The following is a 26698-nucleotide window of genomic DNA, read 5'->3' as shown; positions in this document are numbered from 1 at the left end:
CTACCGCTGCCGGCAACGGGCGGGCGGGTGGGTACAGCCCCGGCGCGAAGCGCCGAAGGGTTTTACGCGGCCTCGGCGCGCAGGTCGTCCTCCGAGGCTCCGCGGCGCCAGTAGCCGGTGAACGAGACCGCGCGGCGGTCCACGCCGCACTCTCCGACCAGGTGGCGCCGTAGCGTCTTCACCATCCCGGCCTCGCCTGCCAGCCAGGCGTACGGGCCGGGGCCGCCCGGCAGGGCGGACTCCCGGAAGGCGGTCGTCAGGGCGGCCTGGCCGCCCTCCGTGAGCCAGGTGATCTCCGCCTTCGCGGGCGCGGTGAGGGGCAGGCGGTCGTCCGGGTGCGGGACCGTGAGCCAGGCCCGTACCGGGATGTCGTCCGGCAGCGACTCCAGGATGGCCGCCGCGGCCGGGAGGGCCGTCTCGTCCGCCGCAAGCAGCACCTCCGAGGCGCCATCCGGCAGGCGGAAGCGGACGCCCGCGTTGTCCGGGACCGCCGGGCCCAGGAAGATCAGCCGGTCGCCGGGCCGGGCCGCCGCGGCCCACGTCGCCGCCGGCCCTGCCGGCTCCGCGTGGAGCACGAAGTCGATGTCGACCTCGGTCGCGCCGCCCGCGGCGGATCGCTGGGCGCGCACCGTGTATGAGCGGAGGATCGCGCGCAGCGCGGGGTCCATGGCCCGGTACGCGTCGAACCAGCCCTCGCCGGTCGGCATCACCGGCGCCTGCTGCCCGGGGTGGGGCAGGAAGAGCGACAGGCTCTGGTCGCGGCCGCCGGCGGCGAAGCCTGTCAGGCCCGGGCCGCCGAAGGTGACCCGGACCAGCGACGGGCTCAGCTGCTGTGTCCGTATGACATCGGCGTCGAAGAAACGGAAGGGCTCCGTCATCCTCAGCTGACCTTCTTCGCCGACTCGATCGCCTTCGCCAGGTCCTCGAGGATCGGGGCGCACGCCTCGTACGAGTAGATCGGCTCGGTCACGCGCGGGATGACCTGGCCGGCCTTCACCGCGGCCAGCTTCTTCCAGGTCGGCTTGGCCTCCAGGGCCTTCGGCTGGAGGGCCTGGGTGCGGTTGTCGAGGAGGATGATGTCGGCGTCGTACTTGTCCGCGTTCTCCCAGCTGAGCTCCTCGAAGAAGCCGTCGGCGGAGAGCTTCTTCGGGACGACGATGTTGACGCCGAGCTCCTGGAAGTAGCGCAGGTCGGCGGAGGGCTTGGGGGCGGAGACGTAGAAGAGGTCGTCGCTGCCGGAGCCGACGAGGACCTTGATGTCCTTGTTGGCCTTGGCGACCTTGCGGAGGCGCTCGGCGGCGTCCTCGAAGCGCTTCTTGGCCTTGGTGACCTTTTCCGCCTTGAGGTCCGCGCCCAGCGACTCGGCGAGCTGCTCGTGGCGGCGCAGCGGCTCGGTGAGGGTGGTCTCGGCGACCATGAGGCCGACGCTCGGGGCGAGGGAGTAGATCTTGTCCTTGCTGTCGTCCGGGACGGACCACAGGGTGTCCTTGAGGAACATCGAGCTGACCAGCAGGTCGGGGGAGAGGGCGGCGTACTTCTCGATGTTGAACTTGCCCCAGGCGTTGCCGAGGATCTCCACCTTGTCGACGGGCAGGTTGCCCGCCTGGACGTCGGGCTTGCCGCCCTTGGTGGTGGTCGGGCCGAAGACCGCCTTGCAGAGGATGCCGTAGTCGTAGAGCGCGGCGGCGGTGCCGGTGAAGGCGACGATGTTCTTCGGCGTGGAGTCCGCCTTCGCGGTCTTGCCGCGGTCGTCCTTGAAGGACCAGGGGCCGGACTCCTTGCCGCCGCCCGAGCCGCCCTCTCCCTTCGAGCCCTTGTCGTCGCCGCAGGCGGCGAGCAGGGACGTCAGGCCGAGTGCGCCGCCGGCGGCGAGGATGCCGCGGCGGGAGAGGGGGCTGCGGGGGGCGTTGGGCATGGCTGCGCTGCTTTCGCTCGGACGGGTGCAAGTTAGGGGAGCCTAACCTATGTGCCCGGTCCGTCAGAAGGGGAGCCCGAGATCGCAGCGCACCGGAGCGGGGTGGGCGGGGTCGAGGGCGTTCTCGACCATGGTCCGCACCCCCGCGTCAAAGGCGAGCCCGACGTGTCCCACGCGATCCCAGGGGCAGACGTCCTGGACGGTGATGTTGCGCACGCCCGGTTCGTTGATCGCGGCCGAGGCATTCGGGGTGATGGCCTCGTCGTAGCGGCTGATGATCGTCGTGTAGTCGATGCCGGGCTGGGCGATCGGCCCGGTGTTGAGCTCCTTGACGATCGGGGAGTCCTTCATGACGTCCGTACAGGCCTGGCCGCAGGTGTCGGAGATCTTGTCCCGCAGGTTCAGCAGATCGACGATCGAGATGACGCCGAACAGGTCCGTTCCGTGCGTGGGCGGGGCGAGGGCGACCACCTTGCCGACCTTGCCGGAGGCGCCGGGGATCGCCTTGGGGACGTACTCCACCAGGAAGCCGCCCTCGGAGTGCCCCACGAGGTCCACCTTCGCGGCCCCGGTCTGCGTGCGTACGGTGTCGATGAACTTCGCGACCTGCTGCGCGGAGTCGGCGATCGGCGCGAGGCCGTTCGCGAAGCTGTCCGGGGCGGTGCCGCCGTAGTTCAGTGAGTAGACGCAGTAGCCCTTGTTCGCCAGGCTGGGGCCGAGGTAGGACCAGCCGTTGTACTGGTTGCCGCTGAGCCCGTGCAGCAGGATGACGGGTTCCGGATGCGCGGCGGACGGGCGGCAGCCGGGCACGTTGACCCCGTTGGCGGGGCGGGCGGCGTTCTGGCCGCTCAGCAGCCAGGCGGTCTCGTTCGCGCTCATGGTGACGAAGCCCTCGACGCGGTACGGGGGTGGGCCCTCCGCGGCGGCCGTCGCGTCGCCGGCGTTCAGGGCGAGGACGGCCGCCGCCGCGACGGCAAGCGAGATCAGCTTTCTGTTCACGCGTACTCCTCTCAGGCCGGCGGCGCTTCGCCGACCTTGCGGATGACGGGGAGGTAGAACAGGTAGGTCGGGGCGGGCTTGGGGGAGCCCCAGGTCTGCTGGGACATCGTCCGGAGCCGGTGGTCCAGGGCGCGCTCGGCCCGGGGCTCGCTCCAGGACGGGTCGTTGAACCAGAGGGAGATCTTGGAGCCGAGGTTGCCGCCGGGCTGGGTGACGCGGCTGCCGTCGACGAAGACCGACGGATCCCAGCCGTCGTAGAGCGCTGCCTCCGGCGCCGTCAGCAGCTGCCCGAGCGCGTCCGTCGTGTAGTACGTCGGGGTGTAGGCGGCGTTGAGGACCCGGTGGCCGCGGGCGGCCAACTGCGGTGCTGTATAGGCGGGGCCGGTCCAGGGGAGCGCGCCCAGGCCGTGCTGGGACCAGTGCTCGACGACGACGTCCGGGTTGACGGTTACGGTGCCGCCGGGCCGGAGGCCGTCGTTCCAGACCCGCGTCGTCTTACCCGCCGTCTGGACCAGGCCGTCGGCCCAGTTGATGTAGCGGCGCAGCGCGTCCTGGGAGGCCGTGTCCTGCAGGTATTCGTCCGCGCCGACGTGGAAGTAGCGGCCGGGGAACAGCGGCAGGAACTCCGTGAAGAGGTCCCTCAGGAGGTCGTACGTCGCGGGCTTGCTCAGGTCGAGCATGCCCGGGGCGAGCTTCAGTTCGGGGTGCGCCGCCACGACCGGATCGGCGTGGGCGGGGAAGTCCAGCTCCGGGATGATCTCGACGTTGTAGTCGGCGGCGTACGTGATGAGGTCGCGGATCTCCCGCTTGGTGTAGTGCTGGTCCGCGACGATCTCGGGGTGGGTGCCGCTCTCCAGGCGGAAGCCGCCCGAGTCCGACAGGTGCAGGTGGAGGACGTTCAGCTTCAGATAGGAGAGTTCGCGGATACGGGCCCGGAGGAAGTCCGTCGACAGGTACTTGCGGCCGAGGTCCAGCATCAGCCCGCGCTCCGGGTACGCCGGCCAGTCCACGATGGTCCCGGCGGCGATCGCCGGGTTCTGGTGGATGAGCTGGAGGACCGTGCGGGTGCCGTTGAAGACGCCGTGGTCCGTGGCCGCACGGATGGCCAGGACCGATCCGATGTCGGCCCGGTACGCCTCGCGGCCGGCGTGGCCGGGGTCGGCCGTCCGGAGGCTGATGTCGCCGGGCGATGCGCTTCCGACAGCCGTACGGACCCGTACCCCGGTCATCGACGCCAGATCACCGGCCAGCCGGTCCGCCGTACGCCCGAGGACCGGCGCGTCGGCAGCGGACAGGACGACGCGGGTGTCCTGGCCGAACCGGTAGGAGGCCCCCTGCCCGGCGAACCACTCCTGCACCGCCGGGATGGTGACCGGCGGCGCGGAGGCAGCCGCCGCCGGGGCGGGGAAGACGGCGGGTGACAGCAGTGCCAGCGCGGCACCGACGCCGATAAGTAAACGTCTCATAGCCACCATCCATGCTCGGGGAAGGTTTCAGCGCGCCGAAGTAAAGCACTGATGGCTATTGATTGCCAGTATGTGAATAAGCATTAGGTGGATGGTTGCGGATTAAGATGTCATCGATGACCACCGAGGAGGCACGCCGCCGGCCCCGTGACCGCAGGGCGAGCATCGTCGCGGCCGCGGCGGCGCAGTTCCACGACCGCGGCTACGCGGCCGTGACGATGGGCGGCCTCGCCGCGGAGGTCGGGATCACCGCGGCCGCGCTGTACCGGCACTTCCGGGGCAAGCAGGAGCTCCTCCAGCAAACGGTCCTCGACGGGCTCGGGGGCTTCCTCGGACCCGCCGACGCCGCCGCCGACCTCGACACGCTGATCGAGGCGTTCGCGCTCGCGTCGCTGGACCGGCGGCGCCTTGCGGCGCTATGGCTGCGCGAGGCAAGGCACTTGACCCACGATCAGCGGGCAGAGGTCAAGCAGCGGTTCAGCGCCGTCGCGTCGCGCGTGGCCGCTTTGCTGGCCGAGCGCCGCTCCGACCTGTCAGCGGCCGACATCGACCTTCTGGGCAACGCCGCGCTGGCCGTGCTCTCCAGCCCGGCGCAGCACGGCATTGAGCCGCCGCGAGCGCAGTACGCCCGGCTGCTCGCCGCCATGGCCGCGGACGTTATGGAGGCGCCGGCGCCCGGGATCGGGCCGGGTGAGCGGGCAGCGGCGCCGGTGCGGGTGCCGGTCCCGGAGTGGCGCCGGACCTCGCGGCGCGAGGAGTTGCTCGCCGTAGCCGCCCACCTCTTCGCCGAATGCGGCTACCCGGCCGTGTCGATGGAGGACATCGGCGCGGGCGCGGGCATGGCAGGCCCCAGCGTCTACAAGCACTACCCCGGCGGCAAGGCCGAGATCCTCGTAGCCGCCTTCCAGCGCGGCCACCAAGTGCTGCAGTACGAGATGGCCCGCGCGCTTGCCGCCGCGGAATCGGCCCGCGACGGCCTCGAACGGATCATGCACTCCTACGCCCGGCTGGCTGTGGAGAGCGTCGACCTGGTCGGCGTCCTGACCACGGAGGCCGGGCACCTGCCGGCCGACGCCCGGCAGCAATTCCTGCGCGACCGCCGCGACTACCTCGACGCCTGGGTACGGCTGCTGACCTCATCCTGGCCCGGCCTGGACACCGTCGACGCACGGCTCCGCGTCCATGCCGGCCTGGCCATCGTCAACGACTGCGTCCGCACGCCGCACCTGCTCCCCATCGCCGGACTGGACGTGGCGCTGGCGCGCCTCGGGCTGGCGGTCCTTACGCCGTAATGGTCCTTCCGCATTCAGATGACTACACAGAGTTGCGGAAGCGTAATTCCGGGAAGTATAATTCCGTAAATGCGAAGCAGTGTGCGGTTGGCCAAGCCGGAGGACATGTTCGATCGCGAGTGGGAGTGGAGCGAGCTCACCGCTTTCGCCGCCGACACTGCCCCGGGGGCGACGCTGGGTGTCATCTCCGGTCGCAGGCGACAGGGGAAGTCCTTCCTGCTGGACGCTCTCGCGCGAGCGGCCGGAGGCTTCTACTTCTGCGCGTACGAGGGCACCCAGGCGGAGTCCTTGCGCCGCTTCGGTGATGAGCTCGGGCGCTATCTGGGGAGCGTCGCACCCATGCGGTTCGAAAGCTGGGAGCAGGCGGTGGATGCGCTGCTGGCCCTGGGGCGGGACCGGCCGCTCCCCGTAGTGCTCGACGAATTCCCCTACCTGGCCCGGCACACCCCCGCCCTCCCCTCCATCATTCAGGTGGCCTATGGGCCGCGGCGGCCTGAGCGGATTGAGTCGCGCACCCGCCTGCTGCTCTGCGGCAGTTCGATGTCGTTCATGGGCGGGCTGCTGAGCGGCACCGCGCCACTACGTGGCAGGGCGGGTCTGGAACTCGTCGTGCAGCCTCTGGACTACCGGCAGGCGGCGGCGTTCTGGGGCCTCGAGGACGACCCACGGCTCTCCTTTCTGGTGCACGCTGTCGTGGGCGGCACGCCCGCCTATCGCCGGGAGTTCGTACGCGATGACGCCCCGTCCGGCATGGATGACTTCGATGCGTGGGTGTGCCGGACCGTTCTGTCGCCGAGCTGTCCCCTCTTTCGCGAAGTGCGCTACCTGCTCGCCGATGACGCTGATATCCGGGACCGCGCGCTCTACCACTCCGTACTGGCCGCATTGGCGAACGGCAACGCCACATCGGGACGCGTCGCCAGCTACCTTGAGCGGCCGGCGAGTGACATCACGCACCCGCTCACGGTGCTGCGCGACTGCGGGCTCGTGGTGAAGGAAGCCGATGCCTTCCGGCGCAACCGCCAGACGTATCGCGCGGCCGATCCGCTGATCACCTTTGACCACGCCATGGTTCGCCCGAAACTCCCCGCGCTGGAGCGGGGAGCGGCGGATCAGGTGTGGCGAGAGGGGCAGGCGAAGTTCCGCTCGGCGGTCGTCGGGCCGCACTTCGAGCAGTTGTGCCGCGACTGGGTGGCGCACTTCGCGGCCACGGATACGTTCGGCGGCATGCCGATCGACGTCACCCACGGGATGGTCCCTGATCAGGCGCGGAAGATGTCCCACGAGGTGGACGTGGTGGTGCGCGGCGCCGTAGGACAGGACAGCGGGCTGCTGCTGTCGGTGGGCGAGTGCAAGTGGGACACGGTGATGGGCACCGGACATCTGGAGCGGCTGCAGCACATCGTCGGCCTGCTCGACAGGCGTGGTGAGAACATCTCCCATCTCCGCCCCGCCTGCTACAGCGGCGCGGGCTTTACGCCGGAACTGTGGGCGGCGGAGCGGAGGGGTGAGGTGGTGCTCGTTGATCTGGAGCGGCTGTACAGGGGTGAGTGAAGTCCGCGGATCGGCTACGCCGAGACCCCCAGCTCACGGGCGATGAGCATCCGCTGCACCTCGCTCGTCCCCTCCCCGATCTCCAGGATCTTGGAGTCGCGCCACATGCGGGCGACCGGGTATTCGTTCATGAAGCCGTAGCCGCCGTGGATCTGGGTGGCGTCGCGGGCGTTGTCGACCGCGATCGTGGAGGAGTAGAGCTTGGCCAGCGCCGCCTCCTTCTTGAAGGGCTCGCCGTGGACCAGGCGGGAGGCGGCGTCGCGCCAGGAGACGCGGGCCGTGTGGGCGCGCATTTCCATGTCGGCCAGCTTGAACTGGATCGCCTGGTTGGCGCCGATCGGCTTTCCGAAGGCGTGGCGCTGTTTGGCGTACGTCACTGACTCGTCCACGCAGCCCTGGGCCAGCCCTGTCGCCAGCGCCGAGATGGCGATGCGGCCCTCGTCCAGGATGCGGAGGAACTGCGCGTAGCCGCGGCCCTCCTCGCCGAGCAGGTTCGCCGCCGGGACGCGGACGTCGGAGAAGGACAGCTCGCGGGTGTCCGAGGCGTTCCAGCCGACCTTCGAGTACGGGGCCGCGACCGTGAAGCCGGGGGTGCCGGACGGGACGATGATCGTGGAGATGCGGGGGCTGCCGTCCTCCTTGCGGCCCGTCACCGCGGTGACCGTGACCAGGCCCGTGATGTCCGTGCCGGAGTTGGTGATGAAGCACTTGCTGCCGTTGATCACCCACTCGTCGCCGTCGCGGACGGCGGTGGTGCGGGTGCCGCCGGCGTCCGAGCCGCACTCGGGTTCCGTAAGGCCGAAGGCGCCGAGCATTTCGCCGGAGCAGAGCTTCGGGAGCCACTCCTGCTTCTGGGCGTCGGTGCCGTAACGGAAGATCGGCATCGCGCCCAGCGAGACGCCGGCCTCCAGGGTGATGGCCACGGACGAGTCGACACGCGCCAGCTCCTCCAGCGCCAGGCCGAGGGCGAGATAGTCGCCGCCCATGCCGCCGTACTCCTCCGGGAAGGGCAGGCCGAAGAGGCCCATCCGGCCCATCTCGCGGATGATCTCGTACGGGAACTGGTGGTTCTCGTAGTACTCGCCGATCTTCGGCGCGACGACGTCGTGCGCGAACTGCTCGACCGTGCCGCGGAGTTCTTCGAGCTCGGCGGGGAGGCGGTGATCGAAAGTCATGGCGGTCAGGACTCCTTGTGGGGCTGTGTTTGCTGCACCGAGAGTGCCGTTACGGTGCGCGACGGGCTCGGGCGGCCGAGGTGGGCCGCCATCCACGTGCTGGTGGCGACGAGCTGGTCGAGGTCGACGCCGGTCTCGATGCCGAGGCCGTGCAGCATCCAGACGAGGTCTTCGGTGGCGAGATTGCCGGTGGCGCTCTTCGCGTACGGGCAGCCGCCGAGGCCGCCCGCGGAGGCGTCGACGACGGCGACGCCGTGCTGGAGGGCGGCGAGGGTGTTGGAGAGGGCCTGGCCGTATGTGTCGTGGAAGTGCACGGCGAGGTGGTCGGTGGGGACGCCTTCCTGGTTGAGCTGGGAGAGGAGCTCCTGGACGTGGCCGGGGGTCGCCACCCCGATGGTGTCGCCGAGGCTGAGCTCGTCGCAGCCCATGTCGGCGAGGGCCTTGGCGACGGTGACGACCCCGTGGAGCGGGACCGGGCCCTCCCAGGGGTCGCCGAAGCACATGGAGAGATAGCCGCGGACGTGCAACCGCTCCTCCTTCGCCTTGGCCACGACCGGCTCGAACATGGCCAAGGACTCGGCGACCGTGCGGTTGAGGTTGCGCTTGGCGAAGGTCTCGGTGGCGCTGGCGAAGACCGCGACACCGCGGGCGCCGAGAGCCTGGGCGCGGTCCAGGCCGCGGGAGTTGGGGACGAGGACGGGGAGATGGGCGTCGATGTCGGCGAGCTGCGGGAACAGCTCCTCGGCGTCGGCGAGCTGCGGGATCCACTCCGGGCGGACGAAGCTGGTGGCCTCGATGGTGGTGAGGCCGGCGGCCGCGAGGCGGTGGATGAACTCGGCCTTTACGGGGGTGGGGATGGCCTGCTTCTCGTTCTGCAGGCCGTCGCGGGGGCCGACCTCGTGGATACGGACCCGGGCCGGGAGGCCCGGCGCCGGGAACTGCATGGGGAGTGCGCGGTCGGTCATGCGCCGGGCTCCTTCTCGTCGAGCTCATCGGGCTGTACGACGGCCAGGACCTGATCCATGGCGACCGTGCTGCCGGGGGTCACGTCGAGTTCGGTGACGGTGCCGGCGTGGGGCGCGGCGATAACGTGCTCCATCTTCATCGCCTCCACGACGACGAGGCTCTGCCCGGCTTCGACGTGGTCGCCCACGGCGGCCTTGACGACGGTGACCGTGCCGGGCATGGGCGCGGTGAGGGCGTCGGCGCCCTCGGCCACGGCCCCCTGCAGGGAGGCTGTCACCGGGTCGTGGTCCTGGAGCTGCCAGGTGTCGCCGTCGCGGGCGATCCAGACGCCGTCGCGGTCGGGGACGACGGTCCGCAGGGGCCGGTCGGAGCGCACCGCGACCCCGTCGACCTGCGCCTCCTGGCCGCGAAGGCGGACCTCGACGGGCTCGTGCCCGGGGACCCGGAAGTGCCGTACCGTCCACGCCGGTTCGCCGCCCAGCCGCCAGCCGTCCGGCACCGAGAACGGGTCGACCCAGCCCTCGCCCGCGGGCGCCTGGGGAACGCGCGCCCGCGCGGCCGCCACGTACACCTCCTCCGGGACCTCCCCCGGAATCAGCCCCGCCGCGACCCGGTCCACCAGCCCCGTATCCAGGTCCCCGGCCACCACATCGCCCTGCGCCAGCAGCCGCCGCACGAAGCCGACGTTCGTATCGACCCCGAGGATCACCGTCTCCGCCAGCGCCGCCCGCAGCCGCCGCAGCGCCGTCGCGCGGTCCGGGCCGTGGGCGATCACCTTCGCGAGCATCGGGTCGTACGAGGTCCCGACCTCCGAGCCCTCGTAGAGCCCGGAGTCGACGCGTACGCCCTCGCCGGACGGCTCCCGCAGCATGCGGATAGTGCCCGCCGACGGGAGGAAGTCCACTCGCCCGTCCGCCGACACCCGCGCGACCTCCGCGCACACCCGCGCCTCGATCGCATGGCCGGTCAGCTCGATGTCGTCCTGCCCGAACGGCAGCCGCTCGCCCGAGGCGACCCGCAGCTGCCATTCCACCAGGTCGAGGCCCGTCACCAGCTCCGTCACCGGGTGCTCGACCTGGAGCCGCGTATTCATCTCCATGAAGTAGTACGAGGCGGGGTCGTCGCCCGGCACGATGAACTCCACCGTGCCCGCGCCCACATACCCGCACGAGCGCGCCGCCTCCACCGCCGCCGCGCCCATCGCCGCGCGCGTGGCGCCGTCGAGGAGCACCGACGGCGCCTCCTCCACGATCTTCTGGTGCCGCCGCTGCAGCGAGCACTCGCGCTCGCCGAGGTGGATCACGCCGCCGTGGGCGTCCGCCAGCACCTGGATCTCGATGTGCCGGGGGCGGTCGACCCAGCGCTCGACCAGGAGGGTGTCGTCGCCGAAGGACGATCGCGCCTCGCGCCGGGCCGCCGCGATCTCCTCCGCGAGCGCGGCCTCGTCCCGTACGAGCCGCATGCCCTTGCCGCCGCCGCCAGCCGAGGGCTTCAGCAGCACCGGCATGCCGATCTCGCGGGCCGCGGCGGCCAGTTCGGCGTCGGTGAGGCCGCTGCCGGAGGAGCCGGGGACCACCGGGACGCCGGCGGCCTTGACCGTCTCCTTGGCGCGGATCTTGTCGCCCATGAGCTCGATCGCCTTGGCCGGCGGGCCGATGAAGGTCAGCCCCGCGTCCTCGCAGGCCTGGGCGAAGGCCGCGTTCTCGGCGAGGAAGCCGTAGCCGGGGTGCACCCCCTGCGCGCCGGCTTCCGCTGCCGCCCGTACCAACTCATCGGCCGACAGATACGACTCGATCCGTACCGCCGTGTCGGCCTCCGCCACATGCCGGGCCGAGGCGTCCGCGGCTGTGAAGACCGCCGCCGAGCGCACGCCGAGGTCGCGGAGGGTGCGCATGACGCGGACGGCGATTTCGCCTCTGTTGGCGACCAGAACTGTCTCGAACATCCTCATCACATCCGGAAGACGCCGAAGGCCGGGTCGCCCAAGGGGGCGTTGGCGCAGGCGGTCAGGGCCAGGCCGACGGCCTGGCGGGTGTCCAGCGGGTCGATGACGCCGTCGTCCCAGAGGCGGGCGGTGGCGTAGTAGGCGTTGCCCTGCGATTCGTACTGCTCGCGGACCGGGGCCTTGAAGGCCTCCTCGGCCTCCGTCGGCCAGTCCTCGCCGCGGGCCTCCAGCTGGTCGCGCTTGACCGTGGCCAGTACGGAGGCGGCCTGCTCGCCGCCCATGACCGAGATCTTCGCGTTCGGCCACATCCACAGGAAGCGGGGGGAGTACGCGCGGCCGCACATCGAGTAATTCCCCGCGCCGTACGAGCCGCCGATCACGACCGTCAGCTTCGGGACCCGGGTGCAGGCCACCGCCGTCACCATCTTGGCGCCGTGCTTGGCGATGCCGCCCGCCTCGTAGTCGCGGCCGACCATGAAGCCGGAGATGTTCTGGAGGAAGAGGAGGGGGATGCCGCGCTGGTCGCAGAGCTCGATGAAGTGGGCGCCCTTCTGGGCCGACTCCGAGAAGAGGATGCCGTTGTTGGCGACGATGCCCACCGGGTGGCCGTGGATCCGGGCGAAGCCGGTGACCAGGGTCTGGCCGTACTCCGCCTTGAACTCCTGGAAGCGGGAGCCGTCCGTGATCCGGGCGATGACCTCGCGGACGTCGTACGGGGTGCGGGAGTCCACCGGGACCACGCCGTACAGCCCGGCCGGGTCGTGCTTCGGCGGCGTCGCCGGGCGTACGGACCAGGGGAGCGGGCCGCGCTCCGGGAGCGTGGCGACGATGTTCCGTACGATCCGCAGCGCGTGCGCGTCGTCCTCGGCGAGGTGGTCGGTGACGCCGGAGGTGCGGGAGTGCACCTCGCCGCCGCCCAGCTCCTCGGCGGTGACGACCTCGCCCGTGGCGGCCTTCACCAGGGGCGGGCCGCCGAGGAAGATCGTGCCCTGGTTGCGGACGATGACGGCCTCGTCGGACATCGCGGGGACGTACGCGCCGCCGGCCGTGCAGGAGCCGAGGACGGCGGCGATCTGGGGGATGCCGGCGCCGGACATGCGGGCCTGGTTGTAGAAGATCCGGCCGAAGTGCTCGCGGTCGGGGAAGACCTCGTCCTGCATGGGGAGGAAGGCGCCGCCGGAGTCGACGAGATAGAGACACGGCAGCCGGTTCTCCAGGGCCACCTCCTGGGCGCGCAGGTGCTTCTTCACTGTCATCGGGTAGTACGTGCCGCCCTTGACCGTCGCGTCATTGGCGACGATCACGCATTCGCGGCCGCTGACCCGGCCGATGCCGGCGATCACGCCCGCGGCCGGGGCGGCGTCGTCGTACATCCCGTTCGCCGCCAGGGGGGCCAGCTCCAGGAACGGGGAGCCGGGGTCGAGGAGCCCGTCCACCCGGTCGCGCGGGAGCAGCTTGCCGCGGTCGGTGTGGCGCTTTCGGGCCTTCTCGCCGCCGCCCTCGCGTGCTTTGCTCAGCTTGGTGCGCAGCTCGTCGACGAGGGTGTGGTGCGCCGCCTCGTTGGCCTGCCACGCCTCGCTCGCCGGATCGGCGGTCCCGGCCAGCACCGGTGCGTCGTCCACTTCGGCCCCTTCAAGTTAGTCGCCGTTAACCAACCGGCTTCAGGTTAACGCTCACTAACGCGCGTGTCTACAATGGCCTTCATGACCACGAACGCCGCACCCGCCGGCTCCGGCCTCAGCCGCCGCGAGCAGATCCTCGGCGAGGCCGCCCGGCTCTTCGCCGAGCGCGGCTTCCACGGCGTCGGCGTGGACGAGATAGGCGCGGCCGTCGGCATCAGCGGCCCCGGGCTCTACCGCCACTTCGCGGGCAAGGACGCGATGCTCGCGGAGCTCCTGGTCGGCATCAGCGAGCGGCTGCTGGCGGCGGGCAAGCAGCGCACGGCGGCGGCCGAGGGCGACGCCCTCCTCGACTCCCTCATCGAGGGTCACATCGACTTCGCCCTGGACGACCGCTCGCTGATCACCCTCCACGACCGCGAGCTCGACCGCCTGCGGGACGAGGACCGCAAGCTGGTGCGGCAGCTGCAGCGGCAGTACGTGGAGCTGTGGGTGGACGCGGTCCGCAAGGTCCACCCGCGCCTGGCCGACCCGGAGGCCCGCACGGCCGTGCACGCGGTCTTCGGCCTCCTGAACTCGACGCCGCACCTGAGCCCGCGAGCCTCGCTCCCGGGCCGGACGGAGACGGCAGCGCTGCTGTACCGAATGGCGAGAGGCGCATTCGCCTGCGCGACCGGTGGGTCAACGTCGAGCTGATGTGCAGGAACCGGACCCGCTGAGGCCGCAACGGCCTCACGCGCAGCCGCCCTCCATCTTCGGCCAGGCCTCCACGCCGTCCGGCGTGCGGATGTATGCCGTCTGCTTGTCGGCGGCGAGCCAGAGCTTCCAGTGCTTGTAGCGATAGCCCGTGTTGCGTGCGTCGGGCGGCAGGGTGGCGTCGCCGTCGTACGGAGAGCTGAGGGCGTCCTTGCCCAGGACGCCCTTCGGGTCGCGGGCGTAGTGGGTGTCGTTGCTCATTGCGATGAAGTGGGCGCTCTGCCAGTCGCAGTGCTCCGGGCCCGGGTTACTCTCGATCTTTGTGGTCGGCACCCGGTGGCCCTCCCGGTCCACCCAGATCTCCAGCCCCATCTTCTTCGTCACCGCCGGCGCGAACTCCGCCGGATCGCACTGTGCCGCCGTCTCCGGACCCCAGCCCGGCCGCTGCGACTGGTCCTCGGCGACCACCACCGCGTGCTTGGTGCGGCCTCGCACGTCGTACGAGAAGAGGACCCGGCCGTCGCGGCGGGCCTCGATGCGGAAGGCGTAGGGCGGCTCGTCGCCGCCCTCGTGGTCGAAGTAGTTCGCCAGGCCCTCCTCGGGGGAGCTGCCGCCGTCCTGCTTGCTCCAAGGGTCGGATTCGCCGCCTGAGTAGAGCTTGCCGTCGCACTCCAGCGCCTTGCCCGCGGAGCCGGCCATGATCAGCATCTCCTCGGGGTTCGGCTCCTCGCCCTTGGGGTCGACTTCCCGGCCCTTGTCGTCGAGCCGCCCGGCGTACGGCGCCTTTGGCGCCTTCCCCTTCGCTACCAGCGGCGGGCCGTCGTCCCCGCAGCCGGCCAGCGCCACCGTCAGCAGCCCCGCCGCCAGCACCGCCCCGTAAGCTCTCGTCCGCATCCGCCCCTCCCGCCCGTCCCGCTGCCGGTCGGACGTGGGGCGCGCCACGCTGGTTCCCCCTGGACAGCCGGGATAACCCACGGGTAGCTTCGGCTGAGCAAGCGCTTAGGTGGGCGCGTCGTCAGCATGGCCGGAGGTAGACGTGAAGCGGACCGTATTCAATGAGGACCACGAGGCGTTCCGGGAGACCATCCGGGCCTTTATCGAGGCCGAGGTCGTGCCGGTTTACGAAGAGTGGTTCGCCGCTGGTCAGGCTCCGCGGGACTTCTACTACAAGCTGGGTGAGCTGGGGATCTTCGGCATCAATGTGCCGGAGGAGTTCGGGGGTGCCGGGCTCGACACGCACAAGTTCGAGGCCGTCCTGTACGAGGAGACCGCCCGCGCCGGCGTCCAGTTCGGCGGCTCCGGCGTGCACGTCCTCCTTGCCCTCCCGTACATCAAGATGCTCGCTGACGACGAGCAGAAGAAGCGCTTCCTGCCGAAGTTCGTCTCCGGCGAGGAGATGTGGGCGCTCGCCATGACCGAGCCGGGCACCGGCTCCGACCTCGCGGGCATGAAGACCACCGCCAAGCTCTCCGAGGATGGCACGCACTACGTCCTCAACGGCTCCAAGACCTTCATCACCGGCGGCGTGCACGCCGACCGCGTGATCGTCTGCGCCCGCACCGCCGCGCCCCGAGAGGACGACCGGCGCTACGGCATCTCGCTCTTCGCCGTCGACACCAAGGCCGAGGGCTACTCCATCGGCCGCAAGCTCGACAAGCTCGGGCTGCGCACCTCCGACACGGCCGAGCTGGCCTTCGTGGACGTGAAGGTCCCGGTCGAGGACCTGCTCGGCGAGGAGAACAAGGGCTTCTACTACCTCGGCCAGAACCTGCCGTCCGAGCGCTGGGGCATCGCCTTCGGCGCGTACGCCCAGGCCGCCGCCGCGGTGCGATTCGCGCAGGAGTACGTCACGGACCGGACCGTCTTCGGCAAGACTGTCGCGTCCTTCCAGAACACCAAGTTCGAGCTCGCCGCCTGCCAGGCCGAGGTGGACGCGGCCCAGGCCGTCGCCGACCGCGCGCTGGAGGCCCTTGACGAGGGCGAGCTCACCGCCGCCGAGGCCGCCTCCGCCAAGCTCTTCAACACCGAGGTCGCGCACCGGGTCATCGACCGCTGCCTGCAGCTGCACGGCGGCTACGGCTACATGAACGAGTACCCGATCGCCCGCCTGTACGCCGACAACCGCGTCAACCGGATCTACGGCGGTACCAGCGAGGTCATGAAGTCCATCATCGCGAAGTCGATGGGCCTGTGATCCTTCCTTCATGAGCGAAGCACTGAACGACCTGCTCGATCTGCTCGACCTGGAGCGGATCGAGCAGGATATTTACCGGGGCCAGTCCCGTTCCGCCGTCGTCCCCCGCGTCTTCGGCGGCCAGGTCGCCGCGCAGGCGCTGGTCGCCGCCGGACGCACCGTGCCGGACGGCCGCCCCGCACACTCCCTGCACGCGTACTTCCTGCGCCCCGGCGACCCGGGCGCGCCGATCGTCTACACCGTCGACCGGATCCGCGACGGCCGGTCCTTCACCACCCGCCGGGTGGTCGCGGTCCAGCACGGCAAGCCGATCTTCCACCTCTCCGCCTCCTTCCAGGCGGCCGAGGAGGGCATGGAGCACCAGGAGCCGATGCCGGCCGCGCCCGACCCGGACACGCTGCCGACGGCCGAGGAGTCGCTGCCGCGGTACGCGCATCTCTTCGCGGACCCCGGCATCGTCGACAAGATCCTCGAGGTGCGCGGCGCCGTCGACCTGCGGTACGCGGAGCCGCCGCCGTTCGTCACCGCCGGGCAGCCGCGCGAGCCGCGACTGCAAGTCTGGTTCCGTACGAACGGCAAGCTGCCGGACGACGCCGACTCGATGCTGCACATCTGCCTCGCCACGTACGTCTCCGACATGACGCTGCTCGACTCGGTGCTGCTCGCGCACGGCCGCGGCGGCTGGGCGATCGGCGACGTGGTCGGCGCGAGCCTGGACCATGCGATGTGGTTCCACCGGCCCTTCCGGGCCGACGAATGGCTGCTGTACGACCAGGAGTCGCCGACCTCGCAGGGTGGGCGCGGGCTCGGCAAGGGGCGGATCTTCAGCCGGGACGGGCGGCTGGTGGCGTCCGTGATCCAGGAGGGTGTGGTGCGGGTGCCGCGGGGCGCGTAGCCCCGCGGGCCTCAGCTCGCGTAGCCGTGCAGAAAGGCCCGCACGCCCTGGCGCACCGCATCCGTGAGCTGCTGGTCCGTCACCTTCTGCACCCGGAATGACGGGCTCGTCGGCGACGTGAGCAGCGCCAGGTGCAGCGACGCGCGCTCCGGGTCCGTAATGCGCAGCAGGCCGCGGTCGGCCAGCTCGGCCAGCCGGTCCGCGAGGGCGCGGTGGACGCGCAGCGGGCCGGCCTCCTGCCAGGCGTCGATGGCGGCGCGGGGGATGTGGTCGGCGTCCGCGTTGATGTGCTGGACGAGCCGGAAGTGGCGGGACTGGGCCGGGTCCGGGCGGTGCCAGTCCAGGCCGAAGTCGATCAGGTCCGGCTCGAGGTCGGTGACCTTGCGCAGATGCCGGTCGATGATCGCCAGCTGGGCTTCGGCGACCCGGGTCGCGCTGTAGAGGATCACGTCCCCGAAGAGCGTCGCCTTGTCGGTGAAGTGGTTGTAGATCGTGCGGGTGGAGACGCCCGCCTCCTTGGCGATGGTGTCGATGCCGGCGCGCGTATAGCCGTCGCGGGCGAAGACCGTGAGCGCGCCCTCCAGCACCGCCTGGCGTTTTTCCGTGCCGCGTCGCGGCGTATCCGTGCTGGTCATGGCGGCTCCCTGGCTTCTAAGTACAACGCTCGTTGCATTAAGTGCAATGTTCGTTGTACTTTACCTGAGGAAGGCACTTCGACACGACTGCCAGGAGCTACTCATGTCCCGTAACCCCCTCCGCATCGCCCTCGTCATCGGCAGCACCCGCCCCGGCCGCCGCGGCACGCTCGTGGCCGACTGGGTCGCGGACGTGGCGCGGCGGCATCCGTCCGCGGAGGCCGGCGAGGCCGTCTTCGAGACCCTGGATCTGGCCGCGTACGAGCTGCCGCTGCTGGACGAGGCGATCCCCGGCATCTTCGGCGACTACCAGAACCCGCACACCCGCAAGTGGGCCGAGATCATTGCCGGTTACGACGGCTTCGTCTTCATCACCCCCGAGTACAACCACTCGGTGCCGGCCGCCCTGAAGAACGCCATCGACTACCTCTTCGCCGAGTGGAACGACAAGGCGGCGGGCTTCGTCAGCTACGGCATCAACGGCGGCGTGCGGGCCGTGGAGCACCTGCGGCTGACGCTCGGCGAGCTGAAGGTGGCCGATGTGCGTACGCAGGTGGCGCTGTCGATGTTCACCGACTTCGTGATCAGCGACCCGCTGGAGGCCGGGGTCTGCGCGCCCGGCGAGCACCAGGAGCCGACGCTGAACGAGATGCTGGCCGAGGTCGTCGCCTGGTCCGGCGCGCTGCGCCCGCTGCGCGAGCGCGCCCGGGAGACCGCGGGGTCCGTGTCATGACGGCCGGGCGGCGCAGGCGCAGCTCCGCCGCGACGCTCACCGTCGTCCTGCTGGGCTTTCTCACCCTCCCCATGTCGATGTCCGGGACCACGGTCGCCGTCCCCGGCATCGGCCGGGACCTGGACGCGTCCGGCGGCTCGCTGCAATGGGTGGTCACCGGCTACTTCCTGATGGCCTCGTCCTTCATGCTCGTGGCCGGCTCGCTCGGCGACCTCCTCGGCCGCCGCCGGGTCTACCGGGCCGGGGCGCTGCTCTACGGCGCGGGCACCCTCGCCAGCGCGGCGGCGCCCGGCGTCCTCTTCCTCGACGTGGCCCGGTCGGTGACCGGCATCGGGGCCGCCGGGGTGATGGCGGGCGGCGGCGCCATCCTCGCCGCGACCTTCGAAGGCCCGGCCCGCACGCGGGCGTTCGCCGCCGTCGGCACGACCGCCGGGGTCGGGCTGGCCGCCGGGCCGACGTTCGCGGGCTGGCTGGTCGGCGGGGTCGGGTGGCGCGCCACCTTCGCCGTCTTCGCGGTGGTCGCGGCGCTGCTGCTCGCCGGTACGTTCGCGATGCCGGAGTCGCGGGCGGGGGAGCGGCCGAAGGTGGACTGGGCCGGTGCGGCGCTGTTCATCGGCGGTCTCGGCGCGGTGTTGTATGCCGTGACGCGGGGTGCGGATGCCGGGTGGGCGAGCCCCGGCGTGGTCGGCCCGCTGGCCGCGGGGGTGGCGCTGCTCGCGGTGTTCCCGCTGGTGGAGCGGCGGGCGGTGCGCCCGGTGCTTGATCTGAGCCTGCTCGGCAACCGCCGCTTCATGGGCTGGATCCTCGCGGCTGTCGTGATGGCGCTGGGGATGGCGGGCGTGATCGCGTACCTGCCGAGCTATCTCCAGGGCGCGAGCGGCCTTACGGCCGGGGGCGCGGGGCTGGTGATGCTGATGCCGTCGGCGCCGATGCTGCTCGTGCCGCCGCTCGCAGGGCGGATGATCAACAAGGGTGCACCGCCGCGGCTCCTGATCACGATCGCCCTCGCGGCGATCGCCGCGGGGAACGCGTGGCTGACGGTGCTCGACCCCGACCTCGGTCCGTACGGACTGCTCGGCCCGCTGGCGACGATCGGCGCGGGAGCGGGGCTGGCCGCGGGCATCATCGACGCGCAGGCGATGAGCCATGTGCCGGAGGAGCGGGTGGGGATGGCGTCGGGGCTGCTGAACACGGTCCGCGGGGGCGTGAACGCCCTGGCGATGGCGGTGTTCGGGGCGGTCCTGGTCGGCCTGCTGAGCGGTCGGCTCGGGTCGGGATCGCTCGCGGGCGAGGTGGCGGCGGGGGCCCTCCCGGGCCAGGGCGCGCGACAGGACGAGCTGGCCGGCCAGCTCACGGGCGCCTGGCAGACCGCACTCTGGGGCGTGGCGGGCCTGGCGGCCCTGGGCGCAGTGGCAGCGTGGATGCTGCTGTCTCCCGCCGGGCCGCCGCGAGTGGCGGCCGGTGCGAGCCGCATCGGCGGCCGCCGGAAACGTCCGGGCCCACCCGTCCCGCCCAGCGGGACGCCTGCCCCCGGTGAGGCCGTCCGCTAGTCCGCCAGCCCCGCTGCCTGCAGCAGGTATGCCGTCATCGGCGCGTAGAAGCGCGGGTCGACCACGTGGTCGTCCAGCGGGACCGTCACCGACACCGTGCCCTCCGCCTCGCCGCAGAACAGCGCCGGGTCGTTGCTGTCCGCGAAGGACACCGTGTCGAGGCCGCGGCGGCCCGCGCAGCCGGCCCAGCCGTGGTCGGCGACGACCAGGTCCGGCAGCGGGGAGCCCGCCGCCTCCAGGCCGTCGAGGATCGCCGTCATCGGCTCTGGGGCGTGGGTGTGCCACAGCGAGGCGCCGCGCTCCAGCACCGCCACGTCGCAGAACTGCTGCACGTACCCGAACGACTCATCGCTGCCCGGCCCGACCTGCAGCCCGACCGGGATCTGCACGATCTCGCACCCGGCCGCCGCCAGCGCCGCGGCGATCGACCGGTGCACGTCGAGCAGCCCGCCGGGGTGCCCCGTCGCCACCAGCACCCGCTGCTGCGCCGCGGCGGCCTTGCGCAGCGACGTGGCCATGCGGTGCAGGCCGTCGACCGTGAGCTCGGGGTCGATGGTGTCGGCGCCGGTCTCGTGTGCGGGGTCGGGGTTCACGCCGACCCGTTCGGCCATGAGCGCCAGGACCTGGGCTTCGGACCAGCGCTCGGGCAGGTCCTCCAGGCCCAGCAGGTAGCGGCGGTTGCCGCGGGACAGCTCCAGGTAGTTGTTGCGGTTGTGCTGGCGGGTTGTGGCCACGTCGCCCGCGATGCGGGTGCGGACCAGGTGGTCGATGAGCTCGGTGCGGCTGGGGGCGGGAGCGGCGTTTATCGGCATGCCGCCATTCTTGCCGATACTGACGCCGATCCCGCGGCCAACCTCGACGCCGACCCGGCCGCCGCCATCCGCCGTACGCCCCACACCGCCAGCCCCGCCGCCAGCACCGGCGCGACCCGCCGCGCGAGGATCCCGTTGCCGTCCTTGCTCATGCCCTGTCCCGGCAGCATGCCGACCCGCACCGTCAGCTCCCGGTTCGCGAGGTCGCGGAGCACCGTGCGGAGCTGGTCCACCGTCGAGTTCCCGGCGATCATCAGCTCAAGCGTGCGCCGCGCCACCTGCTCCTTGGACGCCAGGTCGCGGACGAGCTCCATCATGACGTCGCCGAGCGCGTCCTCGAAGACCTCCAGCGCCGAGAGCTCGGGAGCCACGCATCGCACCGAACCCTCGATGTTCGCGACCGACTTCCCGAGCATGCCGATCATCGGGCTCGTACGGATCCCGCGCTGGGCGGCCGAGCGCAGCACGGTGGTGAGGGTGACGCCGAAGTTCAGCTCCTCCAGCGTGGCGGAGCTCACCAGCGGCACCAGCCGCGTCATGTCCTCCTGGAAGCCCGCCAGATCGGCCCAGGGCGTCGCCCGGCCCAGCTCCGTCCAGGCCGAGACCAGTCAGCGCGCGTCGTTCTGGGCCAGGCTGGTCAGCGCCATAACGCCCAGCGAGCCGAGGTTGCGGTCGACGCGGCCGACCATGCCCCAGTCGATGAGGGTGGCGCCGTGCTCCGCGTCGACGAAGACGTTGCCCGGGTGCGGGTCGGCGTGGAACATGCGCTCCACGAAGTAGCCCCGGTACATGAAGGCCAGCAGGTCGCGGCCGAGCTTCCGGCGCTCTTTCTCCGGCATGTCCGACAGGTCGGCCTGCCGCAGCGACTCGCCCGGAGCCAGGCTCTGCAGCAGCACCCGCGGCGTCGCCAGATGCACATCGGGTACGTGGATGCGCTTGAAGCCGCGGGCCATCCGCCGCCCCTGCCGCATGTGCGCGGCCTCGGCGGTGAAGTCCAGCTCCGGCTCCATACAGTCGAAGACGCTCTGCAGCGTCGCCTCCACGTCCAGCACCGAGTCGATCCTGGGCACCGCCTTCCCCGCGATACGGGCGGCCCGGCGCAGGGCCGCCATATCCGCGTACACCCGCTGCCGGGTGCCGGGCCGCTGCACCTTCAGCACGGCCGTCCGCCCGTCGGGCAGCACCACCCGGTACACCTGCGCCAGCGACGCCGACCCCATCGGCGCATCGGTGTCGATGTCCTTGAACTCGCCGCGCCAGCGCGGCCCCAGCTCCTCCTTCAGCACCGGCTCGAAGAGCCGGAACGGGTCGACGTGCACCGCGTCGTGCAGGTGCCCCAGCTCCCGCAGCACGGTGTCGGACACGACATCCGGCCGAGTAGCCAGCACCTGGCCGACCTTCACCCAGAAAGGCCCGAGCCCCTCGATCTCCTCCCGGATGCGGCGCGCCCGCCGCGCCCGCCCCGCGAGCCGGGCGGCGTCGACGTCGATGCGCTCCCGCGAGGAGAGCACGTCGGCGACGAGCAGGGCCGTGAGCCGGGCCACCCGGCGGTTGCGGCTCACCGGCTCACCGGCCGAACAGCCGGGTGCCCGCGGTGGCTTCGCTGCGCGCGGTGAAGAACTGCACCAGGGCGTCGGTGAACTCCGGCTTGGTGAGCTGCCCGTCGCCGTCCGCGTCGATCTCCGTGAAGCCCTGGTTGAGATCGGCCGGATGCAGCTTCGGCCCGAACACCTGCCGGTACTCGGCCATGTCCATCCGCCCGCTGCCGTCGCTGTCCGCGGCGTCGAAGACCGCGCCCATGGCCCGTACCAGACCGTCCCTGAGCCGCCCCGGATCCGCATCGGCCGACGCCACGGCGCCCGCCACGAACTCGGCCCTGGAGATCCGGCCGTCCCCGTCGCCGTCCAGCGCCAGCAGCCCCTCCCACCAGGCGTCGAAGGCCTCGTAGACGCGCTGCTCCCGCTCCGCGGTCAGCTCCAGCTGCCAGCACACCGTCCGTACCATCGCCCGCAGGTCCTCCCGGCCGATGAAGCCGTCGCCGGTCTGGTCGAGGACATCGTCGAAGAACCGGCCGGCGCGCACCGGGCGCGGGTCGCGCGAGCGCGCGCGGCGCGGGGCGGGGAGCCGGCGGCGGGCGGCGCGCGGCTCCAGCGGGCCGCCGGCCAGCGCGGCGGCGGCGAGCGGGAGATAGCGGCGCCGCCGCGGGAGTACGGACATGAGCAGCCGGGCGCCGCGGTGCAGCAGCCAGGACAGGGCGCGGTCCCGGCGGCTTGCGGTGAGCCCCAGGCGCGTGCGGTACGGCCCCGGCAGGTCGGCGCGCAGGACGGCGCCCATCGCCGCGCCCGCGACCTTGCGCAGCACGCGCCACAGCAGGGCCGGGCAGCGGGCGAGGGCGGGTGGGCGCGGCATGTCGGCGTAGAGGGCGCCCATGAGGTGGCGGACTTCGGCGTTGTCCTCCAGTACGTGCTCCACCACCTGCTCGAAGCGGGCGTGGCAGGCCGCGAGGTCCGCCGGGACCGCCTGCTCGGCCATGCCGAAGCCCACCATGACCGGCCGCCACTCCGCGTACAGCTCCGCCTCCGCCTCCGGCGTGAGCGGCCGGCCGCCGAGCCGCTCCATCGTCACCATCGCGTCGAAGAGGGTCAGGACGATCCAGGTGCGGCTGTCGTCGTCGAGCCCGTCGTAGCGGCGGCCCTGCTCGTCCGTGCCGTTGATGTGCCGGTGCGCGCGGCGGACGCGGGCGAACTCGCGCTCGCGGGTGTCCGCATCGCCGTACGTCACGCGCTGCAGGCTCTCCAGGGTGATCTCGAGGCGGCGCAGCGGGCGGGTCCGGTACGTCGAGTGCTGCGCGAGTGCCGCGCCGCCGGCGGGCAGCGCGGCCTCCAGGACGAGGGCCCGGCCGGCGACGAGCAGCATGCGCACTTGGCCGAATAATTTCCAGCAGTGGGATTCAGGGTCTGGCAGCGGTGGAGTGGTCACGCATTCCATGCTCCCTGGGGGAGCGGGCCCGTAAACATATTCCATGGAAAGCGTTAGGGCGGCGTACGGCGATTGACGGCCGCGAGGCCTGGGCAGGCAATGTCCTGTGTCCGCAGAAATGGTCGAAATCCTCAGGCAGAACAGCCGGACCTTCTTCCTTCCCATCATGCGGCTCGACGGGCCGCTCCGGGACACGGTCGCGGCCTACTACCTCGCCAACCGCGCCCTCGACGAGATCGAGGACCATCCCCGTATCGCCGCAGGTGACAAGGCAGCTCTGCTGCGCGGCATCAGCCGCCTGCTGCAGCAGGGGAGCTTCAGCGGGGCCGACACCGAGCGCCTCTTCCGCCCGTACGCGACGGACCTGGCGCCGGTCACCCACCGCTTCCACGACTGGGCGGTGACATTTCCCCCGAACGAAATTGCGCCCCGCCTCTGGGATTCACTGGCCGCGCTCGCGGACAGAATGGCTGACTGGGTCGCCGCGGATTTCCGTATTCACGACGAGAAAGACCTTGATCGCTATACGTTCGCGGTGGCCAGCGCCATTGGATTAACCCTGTCCGACCTCTGGAACAGGCATGCGGGAATCGTCACTCCGCAGCCCGAGGCGGTGGCTTTCGGCCGTGCCGTGCAGGCCGCGAACATCACCTGGAACCGCGCCGACGACCTCGCGCGCGGCGTGGACTTCTTCCCCGCCGGGTGGAGCACGCGGGACATGTGCGGCTACGTGCGGCGGCAGCTGCCCGGCGCGTGGGCGTACGTCGAGGCCGTCCCGGCCGGCCATCAGGTCCGGGACTTCTGCGGGATCACCCTCGACATCTGCACCACCACCCTGGCCGCCATGGAGCAGGGCACCCAGGTCGACCGGGCCGCGATCACCGCGATCGCCGCCCGCTACGCCGGGCGGGACTGAGGGCGGGGCTCAGAGCGGGACTGACCCCCGGGACGTCGTACCCTCGAACGCATGAGCAGCAGCAATGACGCCGCCACTCGCGGCCCCGTCGGACCCGTCGACTCCTCCCGCATACCGCGCTACGCGGGCCCGGCCACCTTCGCCCGGCTGCCGCGCGCCGACGAGGTGCCGGCCGCGGACGTCGCCGTCGTCGGCGTCCCCTTCGACTCCGGCGTCTCCTACCGGCCCGGCGCCCGCTTCGGCGGCAACGCCATCCGCGAGGCCTCCCGGCTGCTGCGCCCGTACAACCCGGCCCAGGACGCGTCGCCCTTCGCGCTGGCGCAGGTGGCGGACGCGGGCGATATCGCGGTGAACCCGTTCAACATCAACGAGGCCGTGGAGACCGTCGAGGCCGCCGCGGACGAGCTGCTCGGCGCCGGGTCGCGGCTGATGACGCTCGGCGGCGACCACACCATCGCGCTGCCGCTGCTCAGGTCCGTAGCCAAGAAGCACGGCCCGGTCGCGCTGCTGCACTTCGACGCGCACCTGGATACCTGGGACACGTACTTCGGCGCGGAGTACACCCACGGCACGCCCTTCCGGCGGGCGGTCGAGGAGGGGATTCTCGACACCTCGGCGCTGTCGCACGTCGGCATCCGCGGGCCGCTGTACGGCAAGCAGGACCTGACGGACGACGAGAAGATGGGCTTCGGCATCGTGACCTCGGCCGATGTCATGCGCCGCGGCGTGGACGAGGTCGCGGACCAGCTGCGGCAGCGGATCGGGGACCGGCCGCTGTATGTGTCGATCGACATCGACTGCCTGGACCCGGCACATGCGCCCGGCACGGGGACGCCGGAGGCGGGCGGTCTGACGTCCCGCGAGCTGCTGGAGATCCTGCGCGGGCTGGCCGGCTGCCATCTGGTCTCGGCGGATGTGGTCGAGGTGGCGCCCGCGTACGACCATGCGGAGATGACGACGGTGGCGGCTTCGCACACGGCGTACGAGCTGACGACGCTGATGGCGCGGCAGATCGCGGCTTCTCGCGAGGGGCAGAGCTGGACCTAGAGCTCCTCGAGCAGCTGCTCCAGGAAGCGGACCGTCTCCTCGTGGGTGTCCGCCTCGGCGGACAGGCGGTCCATGACCACCATGTAGTGCTCCACGTCGTCCCGCTTGTCCAGGTAGAGCGCGCTGGTCAGCTGCTCCAGATAGACGATGTCCGGGAGGTCCGGCTCCTCGAAGCGGAGCATGGTCAGCGGGCCGCCCGCCGCGGCGAGGCCGCCGATGTTGAACGGGGCGACCTGCAGGGTGATGTTGGGCCGCTGGGCCATCGTGAGCAGATGCTGGATCTGCTCGCGCATCACCTCGGGGCCGCCCAGCGGCCGCCGCAGCGCGCCCTCGTCCACCACGGCCCACAGCCGCGGCCCGTCCGCCCCGTCCAGCATCTGCTGGCGGCGGATCCGCAGGTCCACCCGGCGCTCGAGCTCACGCTCGCTGGCGCGCGGGTGGCCGAGCAGGGTGACCGCGCGGGCGTACTCGGCGGTCTGCAGCAGGCCGGGGACGAACTGCACCTGGTAGGTACGGATCACCTTGGCGGCCTCTTCGAGGCCGAGGAGCGTCTCCAGCCAGCTGGGCAGCACATCGCTGTACTTGTGCCACCAGCCGGGGTTGGACGCCCGGCGCGCCAGCTCCAGGAACTCGGCGCGCTGCTGCTCGTCGGTGACGCCGTAGAGCGTGAGCAGGTCGGAAACGTCCCGCTCCTTGTAGCCCACCCGGCCGAGCTCGAGCCTGCTGATCTTGGCGTGCGAGGCACGGATCGCGTCGCCCGCCGCCTCGCGGGTGATTCCGCTCGCCTCGCGCAGCCGCCGCAGGTGCGTGCCCAGCACGATGCGCAGCACGGTGGGTCCGCCACGCGTCCGCGTCGCGCCCAGCGCACCCACCGAGGACTCTCCATCCGCCCTGGCCGACATCACAACTGGCCTGCTCCCCATGTCCCTTGTGCTTGTCGAATGTGTCTGTCGATGACGTTCCAGCGCGTGCAGTCTCGCACCAAGTAGCCGGTCGTGTACAGGTGTGCAGCTCAGCGCTCGAGTCGCCGCACGAGGCGCGGGTGGTTCAGTGTGCGAGGTCGAGGAGATCGTCGAAGTCGCCGTCCTTCGCGCCTTGTATGAAGGCTGCAAGCTCCGACTGGGTGTAGACCAGCGCGGGGCCGGAGGGATGTCGGGAGTTGCGCACGGCGACGTCGCCGCCTGGGAGCCCGGCCACTTCGACGCAGTCTCCCGAGGGGTTCGACGCACGGGCCTTGCGCCAGGGAACGTTGCCCAACTGGGGCGCCGGAATGCCGTTGTCGTACCGCTCCTGGTGCATATGTCGCCTCT

General features: G+C 71.4%; 25 protein-coding genes. 9 read left to right on the top strand and 16 right to left on the bottom strand.

What is annotated here, in order from left to right:
- Window positions 1–62: 62 nt before the first annotated feature.
- The 4 genes from ACNNMR_RS15800 to ACNNMR_RS15785 form a co-directional block, all read right to left on the bottom strand.
- Window positions 63–878, bottom strand: coding sequence for a siderophore-interacting protein (locus tag ACNNMR_RS15800; RefSeq protein WP_419995250.1), 816 nt, complete (start codon window positions 876–878; stop codon window positions 63–65).
- Between the two features lie 2 nt (window positions 879–880).
- A complete protein-coding gene (locus tag ACNNMR_RS15795) occupies window positions 881–1915 on the bottom strand; it encodes an ABC transporter substrate-binding protein (protein ID WP_419995249.1) in 1035 nt (344 codons plus the stop codon).
- Between the two features lie 63 nt (window positions 1916–1978).
- Complete coding sequence (locus tag ACNNMR_RS15790) at window positions 1979–2914, bottom strand: esterase/lipase family protein (RefSeq protein ID WP_419995248.1); 936 nt, start codon at window positions 2912–2914, stop codon at window positions 1979–1981.
- A gap of 11 nt (window positions 2915–2925) precedes the next feature.
- Complete coding sequence (locus tag ACNNMR_RS15785; RefSeq protein WP_419995247.1) at window positions 2926–4380, bottom strand: family 20 glycosylhydrolase; 1455 nt, start codon at window positions 4378–4380, stop codon at window positions 2926–2928.
- A 116-nt stretch (window positions 4381–4496) separates the two neighbouring features.
- On the opposite strand from ACNNMR_RS15785, the gene ACNNMR_RS15780 reads away from it, so the two are divergent.
- Entirely contained in the window at window positions 4497–5672 is a 1176-nt protein-coding gene (locus ACNNMR_RS15780; RefSeq protein WP_419995246.1) for a TetR/AcrR family transcriptional regulator, read from the top strand.
- Window positions 5673–5759: 87 nt separating this feature from the next.
- On the top strand, window positions 5760–7226 hold the full coding sequence (locus ACNNMR_RS15775; protein WP_419995245.1) for an ATP-binding protein: 1467 nt from the start codon (window positions 5760–5762) through the stop codon (window positions 7224–7226).
- A gap of 14 nt (window positions 7227–7240) precedes the next feature.
- Here the strand turns inward: ACNNMR_RS15775 and ACNNMR_RS15770 are convergent, their stop codons facing one another.
- From ACNNMR_RS15770 to ACNNMR_RS15755, 4 genes are read right to left on the bottom strand one after another with little or no spacing between them, the layout of a single operon-like run.
- On the bottom strand, window positions 7241–8401 hold the full coding sequence (locus tag ACNNMR_RS15770; protein WP_419995244.1) for an acyl-CoA dehydrogenase family protein: 1161 nt from the start codon (window positions 8399–8401) through the stop codon (window positions 7241–7243).
- Between the two features lie 5 nt (window positions 8402–8406).
- The gene (locus tag ACNNMR_RS15765; RefSeq protein ID WP_419995243.1) at window positions 8407–9366 is read right to left on the bottom strand and encodes a hydroxymethylglutaryl-CoA lyase; all 960 of its coding nucleotides are present in this window, start codon (window positions 9364–9366) and stop codon (window positions 8407–8409) included.
- Complete coding sequence (locus ACNNMR_RS15760) at window positions 9363–11312, bottom strand: acetyl/propionyl/methylcrotonyl-CoA carboxylase subunit alpha (RefSeq protein WP_419995242.1); 1950 nt, start codon at window positions 11310–11312, stop codon at window positions 9363–9365. Before ACNNMR_RS15760 ends, ACNNMR_RS15765 begins: the two co-directional genes overlap by 4 nt.
- A gap of 5 nt (window positions 11313–11317) precedes the next feature.
- Window positions 11318–12934 (bottom strand): carboxyl transferase domain-containing protein, encoded by a 1617-nt coding sequence (locus ACNNMR_RS15755; RefSeq protein ID WP_419995241.1) that lies wholly within the window; start codon window positions 12932–12934, stop codon window positions 11318–11320.
- 81 nt (window positions 12935–13015) lie between these two features.
- On the opposite strand from ACNNMR_RS15755, the gene ACNNMR_RS15750 reads away from it, so the two are divergent.
- Window positions 13016–13627 (top strand): TetR/AcrR family transcriptional regulator, encoded by a 612-nt coding sequence (locus tag ACNNMR_RS15750; protein ID WP_419995240.1) that lies wholly within the window; start codon window positions 13016–13018, stop codon window positions 13625–13627.
- 36 nt (window positions 13628–13663) lie between these two features.
- On the opposite strand, the gene ACNNMR_RS15745 is transcribed toward ACNNMR_RS15750, so the two are convergent.
- Window positions 13664–14521 (bottom strand): hypothetical protein, encoded by an 858-nt coding sequence (locus tag ACNNMR_RS15745; RefSeq protein ID WP_419995239.1) that lies wholly within the window; start codon window positions 14519–14521, stop codon window positions 13664–13666.
- A gap of 142 nt (window positions 14522–14663) precedes the next feature.
- Here ACNNMR_RS15745 and ACNNMR_RS15740 point away from each other — a divergent pair, with 142 nt between their 5' ends.
- Entirely contained in the window at window positions 14664–15821 is a 1158-nt protein-coding gene (locus ACNNMR_RS15740; protein WP_419995238.1) for an acyl-CoA dehydrogenase family protein, read from the top strand.
- A gap of 10 nt (window positions 15822–15831) precedes the next feature.
- Entirely contained in the window at window positions 15832–16716 is an 885-nt protein-coding gene (gene tesB, locus ACNNMR_RS15735; RefSeq protein ID WP_419995237.1) for an acyl-CoA thioesterase II, read from the top strand.
- A gap of 11 nt (window positions 16717–16727) precedes the next feature.
- Here tesB and ACNNMR_RS15730 read toward each other — a convergent pair whose 3' ends face one another.
- Window positions 16728–17351, bottom strand: a complete 624-nt coding sequence (locus tag ACNNMR_RS15730; RefSeq protein WP_419995236.1) for a TetR/AcrR family transcriptional regulator — start codon at window positions 17349–17351, stop codon at window positions 16728–16730.
- A 103-nt stretch (window positions 17352–17454) separates the two neighbouring features.
- Here ACNNMR_RS15730 and ACNNMR_RS15725 point away from each other — a divergent pair, with 103 nt between their 5' ends.
- Both ACNNMR_RS15725 and ACNNMR_RS15720 read left to right on the top strand, forming a co-directional pair.
- Window positions 17455–18084 carry an NADPH-dependent FMN reductase gene (locus ACNNMR_RS15725; RefSeq protein ID WP_419995235.1) on the top strand — a complete coding sequence of 210 codons (630 nt, stop codon included), beginning with the start codon at window positions 17455–17457 and terminating at the stop codon, window positions 18082–18084.
- The gene (locus ACNNMR_RS15720) at window positions 18081–19634 is read left to right on the top strand and encodes an MFS transporter (protein WP_419995234.1); all 1554 of its coding nucleotides are present in this window, start codon (window positions 18081–18083) and stop codon (window positions 19632–19634) included. The genes ACNNMR_RS15725 and ACNNMR_RS15720 overlap by 4 nt, the downstream gene beginning before the upstream one ends.
- On the opposite strand, the gene ACNNMR_RS15715 is transcribed toward ACNNMR_RS15720, so the two are convergent.
- The 4 genes from ACNNMR_RS15715 to ACNNMR_RS15700 all read right to left on the bottom strand — a co-directional run bounded on the left by ACNNMR_RS15715 (window position 19631) and on the right by ACNNMR_RS15700 (window position 23434).
- Window positions 19631–20446, bottom strand: coding sequence for a phosphatase (locus ACNNMR_RS15715; RefSeq protein WP_419995233.1), 816 nt, complete (start codon window positions 20444–20446; stop codon window positions 19631–19633). The genes ACNNMR_RS15720 and ACNNMR_RS15715 overlap by 4 nt on opposite strands.
- Window positions 20437–20985 (bottom strand): hypothetical protein, encoded by a 549-nt coding sequence (locus tag ACNNMR_RS15710; protein ID WP_419995232.1) that lies wholly within the window; start codon window positions 20983–20985, stop codon window positions 20437–20439. The genes ACNNMR_RS15715 and ACNNMR_RS15710 overlap by 10 nt, the downstream gene beginning before the upstream one ends.
- A 69-nt stretch (window positions 20986–21054) precedes the next feature.
- Window positions 21055–22008 carry an ABC1 kinase family protein gene (locus ACNNMR_RS15705; protein WP_419995231.1) on the bottom strand — a complete coding sequence of 318 codons (954 nt, stop codon included), beginning with the start codon at window positions 22006–22008 and terminating at the stop codon, window positions 21055–21057.
- A 4-nt stretch (window positions 22009–22012) separates the two neighbouring features.
- Complete coding sequence (locus ACNNMR_RS15700) at window positions 22013–23434, bottom strand: oxygenase MpaB family protein (RefSeq protein ID WP_419995230.1); 1422 nt, start codon at window positions 23432–23434, stop codon at window positions 22013–22015.
- A gap of 97 nt (window positions 23435–23531) precedes the next feature.
- Here ACNNMR_RS15700 and ACNNMR_RS15695 point away from each other — a divergent pair, with 97 nt between their 5' ends.
- Window positions 23532–24341, top strand: coding sequence for a squalene/phytoene synthase family protein (locus ACNNMR_RS15695; protein ID WP_419995229.1), 810 nt, complete (start codon window positions 23532–23534; stop codon window positions 24339–24341).
- Between the two features lie 51 nt (window positions 24342–24392).
- Window positions 24393–25388 (top strand): agmatinase, encoded by a 996-nt coding sequence (gene speB, locus ACNNMR_RS15690; RefSeq protein WP_419995228.1) that lies wholly within the window; start codon window positions 24393–24395, stop codon window positions 25386–25388.
- On the opposite strand, the gene ACNNMR_RS15685 is transcribed toward speB, so the two are convergent.
- Both ACNNMR_RS15685 and ACNNMR_RS15680 read right to left on the bottom strand, forming a co-directional pair.
- Window positions 25385–26290, bottom strand: coding sequence for a helix-turn-helix domain-containing protein (locus ACNNMR_RS15685; protein WP_419995227.1), 906 nt, complete (start codon window positions 26288–26290; stop codon window positions 25385–25387). The genes speB and ACNNMR_RS15685 overlap by 4 nt on opposite strands.
- 145 nt (window positions 26291–26435) lie before the next feature.
- Entirely contained in the window at window positions 26436–26687 is a 252-nt protein-coding gene (locus ACNNMR_RS15680) for a DUF397 domain-containing protein (RefSeq protein WP_419995226.1), read from the bottom strand.
- Between the last annotated feature and the right edge of the window lie 11 nt (window positions 26688–26698).

The organism is Streptomyces boninensis, from assembly GCF_048572725.1.
GTDB classification, from domain to species: Bacteria; Actinomycetota; Actinomycetes; order Streptomycetales; family Streptomycetaceae; genus Streptomyces; species Streptomyces boninensis.
Note: the sequence above shows the minus strand (reverse complement) of the source record. Positions and strands in the feature narration are given on the sequence as shown.

Excerpts from the sequence above, each read along its gene's own strand:
- ACNNMR_RS15700 (WP_419995230.1), bottom strand. The coding sequence starts at position 23,434 with ATGGAATGCGTGACCACTCCACCGCTGCCAGACCCTGAATCCCACTGC.
- ACNNMR_RS15795 (WP_419995249.1), bottom strand. The coding sequence starts at position 1,915 with ATGCCCAACGCCCCCCGCAGCCCCCTCTCCCGCCGCGGCATCCTCGCC.
- ACNNMR_RS15715 (WP_419995233.1), bottom strand. The coding sequence starts at position 20,446 with ATGCCGATAAACGCCGCTCCCGCCCCCAGCCGCACCGAGCTCATCGAC.
- ACNNMR_RS15785 (WP_419995247.1), bottom strand. The coding sequence starts at position 4,380 with ATGAGACGTTTACTTATCGGCGTCGGTGCCGCGCTGGCACTGCTGTCA.
- ACNNMR_RS15685 (WP_419995227.1), bottom strand. The coding sequence starts at position 26,290 with ATGTCGGCCAGGGCGGATGGAGAGTCCTCGGTGGGTGCGCTGGGCGCG.
- tesB (WP_419995237.1), top strand. The coding sequence starts at position 15,832 with ATGAGCGAAGCACTGAACGACCTGCTCGATCTGCTCGACCTGGAGCGG.
- ACNNMR_RS15765 (WP_419995243.1), bottom strand. The coding sequence starts at position 9,366 with ATGACCGACCGCGCACTCCCCATGCAGTTCCCGGCGCCGGGCCTCCCG.
- ACNNMR_RS15725 (WP_419995235.1), top strand. The coding sequence starts at position 17,455 with ATGTCCCGTAACCCCCTCCGCATCGCCCTCGTCATCGGCAGCACCCGC.
- ACNNMR_RS15720 (WP_419995234.1), top strand. The coding sequence starts at position 18,081 with ATGACGGCCGGGCGGCGCAGGCGCAGCTCCGCCGCGACGCTCACCGTC.
- ACNNMR_RS15680 (WP_419995226.1), bottom strand. The coding sequence starts at position 26,687 with ATGCACCAGGAGCGGTACGACAACGGCATTCCGGCGCCCCAGTTGGGC.
- speB (WP_419995228.1), top strand. The coding sequence starts at position 24,393 with ATGAGCAGCAGCAATGACGCCGCCACTCGCGGCCCCGTCGGACCCGTC.
- ACNNMR_RS15750 (WP_419995240.1), top strand. The coding sequence starts at position 13,016 with ATGACCACGAACGCCGCACCCGCCGGCTCCGGCCTCAGCCGCCGCGAG.
- ACNNMR_RS15770 (WP_419995244.1), bottom strand. The coding sequence starts at position 8,401 with ATGACTTTCGATCACCGCCTCCCCGCCGAGCTCGAAGAACTCCGCGGC.
- ACNNMR_RS15745 (WP_419995239.1), bottom strand. The coding sequence starts at position 14,521 with ATGCGGACGAGAGCTTACGGGGCGGTGCTGGCGGCGGGGCTGCTGACG.
- ACNNMR_RS15710 (WP_419995232.1), bottom strand. The coding sequence starts at position 20,985 with ATGACGCGGCTGGTGCCGCTGGTGAGCTCCGCCACGCTGGAGGAGCTG.
- ACNNMR_RS15760 (WP_419995242.1), bottom strand. The coding sequence starts at position 11,312 with ATGTTCGAGACAGTTCTGGTCGCCAACAGAGGCGAAATCGCCGTCCGC.
- ACNNMR_RS15780 (WP_419995246.1), top strand. The coding sequence starts at position 4,497 with ATGACCACCGAGGAGGCACGCCGCCGGCCCCGTGACCGCAGGGCGAGC.
- ACNNMR_RS15730 (WP_419995236.1), bottom strand. The coding sequence starts at position 17,351 with ATGACCAGCACGGATACGCCGCGACGCGGCACGGAAAAACGCCAGGCG.
- ACNNMR_RS15800 (WP_419995250.1), bottom strand. The coding sequence starts at position 878 with ATGACGGAGCCCTTCCGTTTCTTCGACGCCGATGTCATACGGACACAG.